The organism is Streptosporangium sp. G12 (assembly GCF_052983175.1).
The window spans coordinates 143,110-153,468 of the sequence record NZ_JBRIQO010000027.1 but is presented as its reverse complement, the minus strand read 5'-3'; the positions used below and the strand labels follow the sequence as shown (position 1 = coordinate 153,468).

The 10,359-nt window shown below is 68.1% G+C and carries 10 protein-coding genes; 5 read left to right on the top strand and 5 right to left on the bottom strand.

All coding sequences use genetic code 11. The annotated features are described in order from the left end of the window. Positions 1-516, top strand: a 516-nt coding sequence (locus ACVCAG_RS35290) for an RICIN domain-containing protein (protein WP_447191166.1), incomplete at its 5' end; no start/stop codon positions are given. Between the two features lie 263 nt (positions 517-779). Here the strand turns inward: ACVCAG_RS35290 and ACVCAG_RS35285 are convergent. The 4 genes from ACVCAG_RS35285 to ACVCAG_RS35270 form a co-directional block, all read right to left on the bottom strand. Beyond that, positions 780-1,637, bottom strand: a complete 858-nt coding sequence (locus tag ACVCAG_RS35285) for an SAM-dependent methyltransferase (protein WP_440085728.1) — start codon at positions 1,635-1,637, stop codon at positions 780-782. Between the two features lie 418 nt (positions 1,638-2,055). Continuing rightward, on the bottom strand, positions 2,056-3,465 hold the full coding sequence (locus ACVCAG_RS35280) for an endo-1,4-beta-xylanase (RefSeq protein ID WP_440085729.1): 1,410 nt from the start codon (positions 3,463-3,465) through the stop codon (positions 2,056-2,058). A gap of 521 nt (positions 3,466-3,986) precedes the next feature. Continuing rightward, on the bottom strand, positions 3,987-4,391 hold the full coding sequence (locus ACVCAG_RS35275; protein ID WP_440085730.1) for a DUF1697 domain-containing protein: 405 nt from the start codon (positions 4,389-4,391) through the stop codon (positions 3,987-3,989). Then, positions 4,391-5,515 carry a serine hydrolase gene (locus ACVCAG_RS35270; protein WP_440085731.1) on the bottom strand — a complete coding sequence of 375 codons (1,125 nt, stop codon included), beginning with the start codon at positions 5,513-5,515 and terminating at the stop codon, positions 4,391-4,393. Before ACVCAG_RS35270 ends, ACVCAG_RS35275 begins: the two co-directional genes overlap by 1 nt. A 293-nt stretch (positions 5,516-5,808) precedes the next feature. On the opposite strand from ACVCAG_RS35270, the gene ACVCAG_RS35265 reads away from it, so the two are divergent. Then, entirely contained in the window at positions 5,809-6,540 is a 732-nt protein-coding gene (locus ACVCAG_RS35265) for a MarR family transcriptional regulator (RefSeq protein ID WP_440085732.1), read from the top strand. An 80-nt stretch (positions 6,541-6,620) separates the two neighbouring features. On the opposite strand, the gene ACVCAG_RS35260 is transcribed toward ACVCAG_RS35265, so the two are convergent. Beyond that, complete coding sequence (locus ACVCAG_RS35260; RefSeq protein ID WP_440085733.1) at positions 6,621-6,974, bottom strand: winged helix-turn-helix transcriptional regulator; 354 nt, start codon at positions 6,972-6,974, stop codon at positions 6,621-6,623. Between the two features lie 65 nt (positions 6,975-7,039). On the opposite strand from ACVCAG_RS35260, the gene ACVCAG_RS35255 reads away from it, so the two are divergent. The 3 genes from ACVCAG_RS35255 to ACVCAG_RS35245 are packed head-to-tail and all read left to right on the top strand — an operon-like array spanning position 7,040 to position 10,348. After that, complete coding sequence (locus tag ACVCAG_RS35255) at positions 7,040-7,939, top strand: LLM class flavin-dependent oxidoreductase (protein ID WP_440085734.1); 900 nt, start codon at positions 7,040-7,042, stop codon at positions 7,937-7,939. Next, positions 7,936-9,225 (top strand): FAD-binding protein, encoded by a 1,290-nt coding sequence (locus tag ACVCAG_RS35250; protein WP_440085735.1) that lies wholly within the window; start codon positions 7,936-7,938, stop codon positions 9,223-9,225. Before ACVCAG_RS35255 ends, ACVCAG_RS35250 begins: the two co-directional genes overlap by 4 nt. A 7-nt stretch (positions 9,226-9,232) precedes the next feature. Beyond that, positions 9,233-10,348 carry a tetratricopeptide repeat protein gene (locus tag ACVCAG_RS35245; protein WP_440085736.1) on the top strand — a complete coding sequence of 372 codons (1,116 nt, stop codon included), beginning with the start codon at positions 9,233-9,235 and terminating at the stop codon, positions 10,346-10,348. Positions 10,349-10,359 lie beyond the last annotated feature (11 nt).

Genomic DNA, 10,359 nt, shown 5'->3' with positions numbered 1-10,359 from the left:
CTGTTCGACACCTCGGGCAACAAGAAGCCGGCCTACACCTCGGTCCTGAACGCCCTCAACGCCGCCGACCCCAACCCCGACCCGGACCCGACCCCCACACCCACCGTCACCCCGACGGTGCCCTCCGGGAACGGGCAGATCAAGGGCGTAGCCTCCGGCCGCTGTGTGGACGTGCCCAACTCCAGCACCACTGACGGCACCCAGGTCCAGCTGTGGGACTGTCACACCAACCCCAACCAGCAGTGGACCTACACCTCAGCGCAGGAGCTGCGGGTCTACGGCAACAAGTGCCTGGACGCCGCCGGCACCGCCAACGGCGTCAAGGCCCAGATCTACGCCTGCCACGGCGGCAACAACCAGAAGTGGCGCCTGAACACCAACGGCACCATCACCGGCGTGCAGTCCGGACTGTGCCTGGACGCCGCCGGCAACGGCACCGCCAACGGCACCCTGACCCAGCTCTACACCTGCCACGGCGGCAACAACCAGAGGTGGACCTTCGCCGGGCAGTCCTGACACCGCACCATCCATGACGGCCTGATGGCCGGGGTCGCTACGGCGACCCCGGCCATCAGGCCTGTGCGCCGGGCGCCGCGGTCCGCGTGGTCAGGCCCGTGCGCTGTGCGCCACGGTCCGCGTCGGTGACCGGTTCGGTGCGCATGTGCCCGGCTGTCGCTCGACCGACGACCCTGCGGCAGAAGACGTCCGAGACGACCGCCGGCGGATGGCGACGCGGGTGGATGCGCGGGCGGCCATTCGACATGGCCGCCCGCGAAGCCTTACGGCTTTACGGCCACGCCACCGTAGGCCCAGGCGTGACCGCCGCCGGGAATCGATTCTTGGTATTCGTTCTCGTCCGGCCGCCAGGTGACCACTTCGACGAGCCCGGGAGGCACCATCGTCCAGTCCTGGAAGAATTTCGTCACCTCCGCATGACTTCGCGGAACCATTGGCGCGGAACCCTTGTCATAGGGCTTGGTGAATCTCTCTTTGGGAACCTGCGGTGCGAAGTCGAGCGTGATGTGCGACAACAGCAGCCGGCTGCCCGAGGGGACGGCCGCTTTGTATCGCTCGACCAACTCGTAGGGTTTTTCTTCATCGGTGATGAAGTGCAGGACGCCGGCCATGATGAGCGCCACCGGCCGGGTGAAGTCGATGACTTTGGTGACCTCCGGATGCGACAGGATCCGATCCGGATCCCGTAGATCGGCCTCGATCACCGTGGTCATGCCCTCTTCGCTGCTCGCCAGCAGGGCACGCCCGTGAACCAGGACGATGGGATCGTTGTCCACATACGCCACGCGAGCTGCTGGATTGACCTGTTGAGCGATCTCGTGGGTGTTCCCCTGGGTGGGGATGCCGGTGCCGATGTCCAGGAACTGGGTGATTCCGGCGTTCTCGGCGAGATGACGTACGGCTCGGCCGAGAAATGCCCGATGGGCGCGCACCCCTTCCCGCGTGCCAGGTGAAAGTTCGGCAAGTTGTTCCGCCGCCTCGCGGTCGGCGGCGAAATGGTCTTTGCCCCCCAAGAGGTAGTCGTATATGCGTGCCGGATGAGGGATCGTCGGGTCGATTCGCGCGCCGGGCGCACTGGCGTCGGCTGACCGCGCATTTGATCGGTTAACGGAATCGACCATTGGTGCTCCTTGAAGACGTGCCTGTATTGACGCGGCCGTCGATACGGAACGCGACGTCGTCCAACTCTAGCCTGTTATCAATCGGTTCGCCGCTTACAGGAATCACCTGATGGACGACGTCAATGATCATGACTTGCGGATGAAGGCGGCTCGACGGACTTGCTTATGTCGCATACAGCCCATAACTACATCAAATGCCCAAAGCGTGCCGCTCCTCATGGTCTGATTGAATCGTTCCATCATCCGTCGGGCATTTCGAGGGGATGCTGATCGCATGAGTGCGGGGGAGTGCTTCATCCGAGCGCGCACTTGATCCGTTAGCGTTAACATCATCTGTGTCCCCGATGCAGGCGTGTGATCGAAGAGGTCGAGCACCGACCGCTGGCCGATCAGGTGTCACGCCAGGAGAGGCCGAGGTTCATCCCGTCGTTCCGCTTCCGTCGCAGGTGACCGACGGGACAACCGCGGTGCCGTTGGCGGTGAAGCCGAAGGTGGTCGACCGACCCGCCGCGATGGAGCCGTTGTACGCGGCGTTGCGGACGCTCACGCTGGAGCCGGACACGGTGTGCCGGCCGCTCCACAGGCTGCTGATGCTCTGCCCGCCGGGCCAGGTCCACCGCACCGTCCACCCGTTGACCGGCGAGCTGTCCGCGCGGACGGTCACCGTCGTCTGGAAGCCACCGGGCCAGGTGCTGTTCGTCTGCGTCGTCGCCGAGCACTGGCCGGTCCGCGGGGTCGGTGTGGATTTCGGTGTCAGCGTGGGAGTCGCTGTGGGAGTGGGGCTCGGGGCGGCGGCGTTGAGGGCGTTCAGCACGGCGGTGTAGGCCGGCTTCTTGGTGCTGCCGCTGAACAGCAGCGGGGTGTCGCCCGAGCGCCAGGAGTCCTGGTCGCGCACGCCCCACACGGTGATGCCGGTGCAGCGCGGGACGGCCAGGCAGTCGTTGGTCACCGCGGCATAGGTGGTGGGGGAGGCGCCCTGGATGTCCAGCTCGGTGATCTGCACGTCCACGCCGAGGGCGGCGAAGCTGGAGATGGTGGTGCGGAAGTTGCTGTTGTAGGGGCTGCCGCTGTTGAAGTGGGCTTGCAGGCCGACGCAGTCGATGGGCACGCCGCGCTGTTTGAAGTCGCGGACCATGTTGTAGACGCCCTGGGTCTTGGCCCAGCTCCAGTTGTCGATGTTGTAGTCGTTGTAGCAGAGCTTGGCGGCCGGGTCGGCGGCGCGCGCGGTGCGGAAGGCGACCTCGATCCAGTCGTTGCCGGTGCGCTGCAGGTTGGAGTCGCGCCGGCCGCCGGAGTTGCCGTCGGCGAAGGCCTCGTTGACCACGTCCCAGGCGTAGATCTTGCCCTTGTAGTGGTCCATCACGCCGTTGATGTGGTCGATCATCGCCTGGCGCAGGCTGCCACCAGACAGCGACTGCATCCAGGCCGGCTGGCCGGGGTGCCAGAGCAGGGTGTGGCCGCGCACCCGCTTGCCGTTCTGCACCGCCCAGTCGTAGATCCGGTCACCGCTGGTGAAGGTGAACCGGCCTCGCTGGGGCTCGGTGGCGTCGATCTTCATCTCGTTCTCGGCCGTGATCATGTCGAACTCGCGGTTCGCGATGGTCGTGTACGCCGAGTCGCCGAGCTTGCCGGCGCTGATCGCGGTGCCGAAGTAGCGCCCGCTCTGCTGCGCCGCCGCGGCCAGCGTGGACGCGGCCGCATCGGCCGGCAGCGGCATCGTCTGCGCGGAGACCAGGCCGAGAACTCCGGCCGCTGTGGCCAGCAGCGCGCGTCGCAGGTCACTGAGACGTCCGCGGGTGCGAGAGGGGGGAAAGGCGCGCGAGCTCATGCTTGAGCCTCCATAGCCGGACCGACGATGCGAGAAGGCGCGGAGCGTCCGCGTGCACGACGCCGCGTCCGGTCAGAAGGACGCACACCACCAGACGTCGAAGAAGGTGATCCTCCGTCGCGTACCACCGCCGAGTCGAGAGAACCGTTCCGAGGGACTCAGTGTGGAAAGGGCGCCGAAAGCCGTCAAGAGCCCCTGATGGTTCTCGGCTCCTTTCCGACCGTGTACGCCTTGGTGGAGGTGGACATTCGGCCCCGGCAGCCGTGTCTCTCGGCGGCCGGATGGCCTGAAACTTTCACTCCTGCTTCCTCAACGATCTGCCGTAGGCGTCACTACGAGCTCCTCGATCGGAAACTCCACGCGGCCGCCCGTCGAGCCATGCTCGACGTCTCCCGGGACCCGGTTCACCATGTCGCGATCCTCCTGGTCGGCGAACGCCGACGGTGCGGCCTCCGCGCCGGCCTTCGGCGGCGAGGTCGCGGCGGGCGTCGACGATGACGGCCCGCCCTTCACGGCGACAGTCAGGCGGGATGGGCCCGAGTCAGCTCTATCAGCTTGGTGACGGTGTTCCAGTTGCGGGTGGTGGCGATGGCACCATCGGCAGGCGCGAATTTCGCCAGGGCTTCCGCGAGCTTGGAGCGGCCCAGGCCATCCGGGGTGTAGAGGTAGAGCGCACGGTCGCCGAGCCGGAACTCTTCGGGGAGGTGGCTCGCCGCGTCGAGGGATGCCAAGCGCGACGCGGTGACCGGCTCGGAGAAGTACGTGACGTGCAGTTGCCTGCCCTCGAGCGAAGCCGCGGGAAACGGGCAGGCGTCGGCCACCGCCTTCAGATACGCGTGATCACGCACCAGGACATCGACGCCGAAGCCGAAGCGCTCCTCGATGGCCTGCTCCAGCTGCGCCGCGAGCGCGCCACCGCAACGCATCAGGACTCGGCTGGGCAGAACTCCGCCGCGAGCACGTCGTTGAAGACGCTCAGGCCGCTCCAGTCCCCGTTGACCTGGCTGATGACCATGTGCTCGCCGTCACGGGACCCCATGGCGTACGTCCACGAACCGTAGGTCGCGCCGGCGTTGCCCCAGACCGTGACGCCGCATGACAGCTTCTGCGAGAAGACGCCGAGGCCGTACCGGGTGTCGGGAATCCAGTTCCGGGTCGCGACGGTGGTGAACATCTCCCGCTGCTGGGCGGGCGGCAGCAGGCGTCCGCCCAGCAGCGCGCCGAAGAACCGGTCGAGATCGGAGGTGGTCGAGACGATGCCGCCGGCCGCCCAGGCGAAGGACTGGTTCATCTCGGTCGCGTCGTAGATCTTGGGGTTGGCGTCGGGGGAGAACAGCGTGGAGTAATGCACGGGGTGCGACCCGCGGATCTTCGCCTCGCCGCCCGGAAGGTATGTCCCGGCCAACCCCAGCGGACGGAGGATCCGCCGGGTGAGCTCCTCGCTGTACGTCCTGCCCGTGGACTTTTCGACGATCATCGCGGCCAGGAAGTAGTTGGTGTTGGAGTAACCGAAGCCCCTGCCCGGCTCGAAGTAGGGCGGGTTGGCCAGGGCGACCTTCACCAGTTGCCCGGGGGTGTAGGTGTCGTGGCGGTACTCGAACCATGCGGCTCCCTGTCCCTTGGCGAAGAACTCCTTGTCGTTTCCGTAGTTGAAGATCCCGCTGGTGTGGTTGAGCAACTGCCGGACGGTGATCTCACGGCCGTCGTAGCCGTTGCCCTCGACCAGGCCGGGCAGCCACCTGTCCACCGTGTCGTCGAGGCTCAGCCTGCGTTCGGCCACCAGTTCCAGGACCACGGTGGCCGTGAACGCCTTGGTGGCGCTCCCGATGCGGAACTGCTCGTGCTGCCGGCGCTCGCGGCCGGTCTCGGTGTCGGCCACGCCCGCCGAGCCGAACCACTTGCCGCTGCCGTCGTGGATCTCGGCGATGATGCCGGGAGCGCCGCCGGCCACGGCGTGATCAAGAGCACGCCGCACCTCGGCATGGCCGGGAGCAGACGCCGCCGACGCGGCGATGGGCGGCCCTGCCGTAGCGGGGAGGGGTTCGGTCATGTCGGCTCCTTCCAGACGCGGGACATCAGCGCGAAACTGACCGTCCCACTCGCGATAGTGCTTGTTCGGCACGTGGAAAAAGCTAATTTGCATTCATGAAAATGTCAAACTTAACTCCCAATTTTCTACATTTAGGCAGGTAAGAGCGATATCATTTGCAATGAGTCTGTGATTGAATGCAAATGTGGTCATCGCTTCTTGCAATGAGATGCTCGCGAACGCAATACTGTCCATCCGCCCCGCGGGCGCGTCGAACGAGCTGGGACGACAGAGCGACAGGAGGCGAGCACCCGATGCCGGGAGGCAGGCTGACGTACCAGGACCGCCGGCACATCGCCGAAGGGCTGGCCGAAGGACTCACCTACACCGAGATCGCCGGCCGCCTGGGCCGGCCGATCTCGACCATCAGCCGGGAGGTGATCCGCAATGGCGGAACCGGCGGCTACCAGGCCGACCGGGCACACCAGGCGACCGAAGGTCGTGCTCGCCGGCGCAAGCCGGCCCCGGCCCCGGCCTCGGCGCCACCGGCAGCCACCGACGCACACGGGCGCGACCCCGAGGCGGTCCGCGACCTGGAGGAACAGTTCACCGCGATGGTGATCGGGACGGGGCTACCGCGTATGACCGCCCGGGTGCTCACCTGCCTGTACCTCACCGACAGCGGCAGCCTCACCGCCGCCGAGCTCGTCCGGCGCCTCCGGGTCAGTCCCGCCTCCATCTCCAAGGCCATCGGCGAACTCGAACAGCAGGAGCTGATCCGGCGGGAACGCGACCCCCGCCGGCGGCGTGACCGGTACGTCATCGACGACGACGCCTGGTTCCGCGGCTGGCTGGCCAGCGCCAGGCAGAACACCATGCTGGCGGATTTCGCCCGCCGAGGAGCCCGGACCCTCGGCGCCACCACACCCGCCGGCACCCGGCTGCAGGACGTGGGGGAGTTCTTCGAACACGTCGGTCGCCACATGACCCAGGCGGCCGAGCAGTGGCGGCAGGCCTATGCCGCGAGGCGAACGACAGACCGTTAGTGGGGTGCCACCGCTCACGACCGCGATGTCCTCGCCGTCCAGGGGTACGGCCCGACGTGGTCCACGCCGTCCTACCTGGGCTACCTGTGGCTCTTCGCCTGGCGGCGGGCGCCCCAGTCCACCAGCGGCTGCAGGACGGACATGAGTTCCTCGCCGTCCGGCGACAACGTGTAGAGGATCTGCACCGGCGTGCTCGGGATGACCGTGCGGTCGATGAACCCGTCCGCCTCGAGTTCCTTGAGCCGCTGGGAGAGCAGCCGGTCGGAGATCCCGACCACCGTCGTCCGGTATTCGCCGAACCGGCGGGCGCCCCGTAGCGCGGCGAGCAGGATCGCCCCCGTCCACCGGCGGCCGACCAGTTCGAGTGCTTCCGGGAAGGTCCGGCAGCCGGCCTCATCGATATCCAGATGCCTCGACGGCGCTTGATTAACCACTTACCCAAAGTTAGTAGCTAATGAGCAAATTGCCAAGGTGAGGAGGGCCCCCGGAAGATTGACGCATGACCGATTACGGACACCCCATAACCTTCGGACTGAGCCTCGATCCCGGTCTCGACCGGCTCGCCGAGACCAGATCGCTCGCCCGCGCCGCGGCCGACGCCGAACTGGATTACCTGGCCGTCCAGGACCATCCCTACCAGCCGGGCCACCTCGACACCTGGACGCTGGTCAGCCACCTGTCCGCGGTGACCGAACGCATCTCCTTCTTCACCGACGTCGCCGATGTGCAGCTGCGCCCGCCGACCATCCTGGCCAAGGCCGCCGCCTCGCTCAGCACGCTCACCGAGGGCAGGTTCGTCCTCGGCGTCGGCGGCGGCGCGACCGCCGACGGCATCGCCTCGATGGGCGGCGTGCGCAGGAACGGCCCTGAGATGGTCTCCTTCACCGAGGAGGCCTTGCAGATCATGCACCGGGCGCTGGCGGGCGGTGCGGTGAGCTTCCACGGCGACCAGAACAAGATCGGCGGATACCTCGCAGGGCCGGTCCCCCCGGCGCCGGTCCCGGTCTGGCTCGGCAGCCAGGGACGCCGCATGCTCGCCGTCACCGGACGCCACAGCGACGGCTGGATCTCCCCCCTCAACATTTACGTGCCTCCGGACACGGTGCCGGCCCGGCAGCAGATCATCGACGAGGCGGCCCAGGAGGCTGGGCGCGATCCCCGGTCGGTCCGCCGGGTCTACAACGTCATCGGCGCGATCGGCCCCTTCCGGAGTGGGCAGGGCCTGGTCGGCGAGGCGGAGGTGTGGGTCGACACGCTCACCGAGTGGGCGGTCGAGCTCGGCTTCGACACGTTCGTGTTCTGGCCGCTGACCCAGGCCCGGGCGCAGCTCGACGTGTTCGCCGCCGAGGTCGTCCCCGCCGTGCGCGAGCGCGTGAGCGTGATCAGGGGACGGCGATGAAACCGGACCTCTCCACGCTTCCCCGCGAGCTGCGCGACAAGATCGTCACTCCGGGGGACCGCCGGTACGGCATGCTCAGGTCGACGTACGCCAAGGTCTCCTGGCCGGCGGCCGTCCTGGTGCCCGAGACCACCGAGGAGGTGGTCGCCGCGCTCCGCTTCGTCCGCGAGCAGGGCCTGCCCCTTGCCGTGCGAAGCGGGGGGCACGGTCTTTCCGGACGCGCCTCCAACGACGGCGGCCTCGTCATCGACCTGTCGGCCATGAACGGCATCGAGGTGCTCGACCGGCGCACCAAGATGGTCCGTGTCCAGGCCGGGGCCCGCTGGGCGCAGGTCGCGGCGGCCCTCGCGCCGTACGGGCTGGCGGTCAGTTCGGGCGACCACGGCAACGTCGGCGTCGGCGGCCTGGCCACCGGCGGCGGCATCGGCTGGATGGTGCGACAGTACGGCCTGACCATCGACCACATCCGCGCCGTCGAGATGGTGCTGGCGGACGGAAGGGTCGTGCGGGCCGACGAGCACAACGAGCCGGACCTGTTCTGGGCGGTCCGGGGCGCCGGCGCCGGGGCCGGCATTCTCGTGGCGTTCGAGATCGAGGCGATGGAACTGCGCAACGTCGGGTACGCGCAGATCGTCGTGAAGGTCGACCGCGACGGCCGCACGCTGCGGCAGTGGGCCGACCTCATGGCCTCGGCTCCAAGGGAGCTCACCACCGCGACCATGCTGATGCCGTACGGGAATTCACTCGCCTTCTCGATCACCGCCGTGGTCGCCTCGGAAAGCTCCCGCCGCATACGGGCGGCCGTGGAACCGCTGCTCGGCATCGGCCTCAACCTGCTGGATCGGAGCGCGCAGGTCATCCCGTACCCGGCCCTGGTCTCCACGGCGCACCTACACGCGAACGTCGGTCAGCAGCCCGTCATCACGACCAGCGGGTTCCTTCCCACCGTGACCGACGAGGACGGGGCGGCGATCACGCGGGCCGCGGCGGGGCCGCACCGCCCCCTGATCCAGCTGCGCTCCATGGGCGGAGCGGTGAGCGACGTGCCGCCCGACGCCACCGCCTTCACGCACCGGCGCCACGGTGCCCTTCTCATCGGCAACATGTTCCGCCCGGGGGCGCCGAGGCACTCGACGCGGCCTGGCGCGGCCTCGCCTTGCGTGTCGAGGGCGCGTATGTGGGATTCGAGAGCCGTCCGGGCCGCCGGGCGTTCGCGCGCGTCTACCCCGGCGCGGTCGGCGGGCGCGTCACAAAGCCCACCCGCGACGAGCGATTCGCGACAATGATGGTCTCATGGGGTCAGCCGATGAGGAGACATTGCGCGTACAGGCCGAAGCCGACGACCCGAAGGCGATGATCGACCTGTGGCTCGCGCTGCGCCACGGTCCGCGAGCCGAAGAGGGCGCCGCGTGGGTGCGGCGGGCGGTGGAGGCCGGTTCCACCGACGCCATGCGCATGCTCGGTGCGTGGCAGGGCCGTCACGATCCCGCCGAGCAGGAGCGGCTCTATCTCCGTGCCGCGGAGGCCGGTGACCGCACCGCGTTCTCACTGCTTGCGCTCGGCTACTACGAGCAGGAGCGGTGGGCTGAGGCGGAGCACTGGCTGCGCCGTGCCACGGAAAGCGGCTTCGACTGGTCGCTGAGTCCGAAGCTCGCACTTCTCCTGGCGCGGCGCGGCGCCGACGACGAGGCGTGGGAGGTATGCCTGCAGGCCGATGATCCAGGCCATGAGCTCTATGAGCTTGCCATGACGCTGTCGGAGGAGGGTTCGCGGGAGGCGGCCGACCGGTGGATGCGTGACGCGTTCGACCTCGGATCAGGGGCGGCGGCGGCGTATTTCGGCGGGGTGCGGGAGCGCGACGGCGACCTGGCGGGAGCTGAGCGGCTCTATCGTGAGGCCCGATTCATCAGGCCGCTGGTCGAGTTTCTCGAGCGGCAGGGCCGCGTGGCCGAGGCCAGGTCGACGCTCGAGGGCGAGGGCGACAGCGAGCGCTTCGCCGCGTTCCTCGAACGTCATGGTGAGCCTGGTGAGGCCGCCGAGATGCGGGACAGGATCCGGCGGCGCAGATTCGAGGGCCCCGAGGAACAGGAGTGGGTGACGACCGTCGCCACTGTCGTGACGACCTGTGCACTGGTCCCGTTCGTGGAGGCACTGATCGGCCGACTGGCTGACGGCGCCTACGACGGGGTCCGTGGCAAGCTGCGCAAGCTGGCCCGCAAGCTTGCCAGGAACGGCGAACCTGCTGAGAGCACGTTGATCGTGGTCAATGATCCCGGCTCTCACCTGCGCCTGCACATGCGTACCGACGCGACGGACGAAGCGTTGGCCGCGCTGCGTGATGTAGACCTCAGCGGCCCTCCTGGTGCGCTTCGGTGGAATCCGGAGACACGCAAGTGGGAGCACCGGTAGGCCCTGGGTGC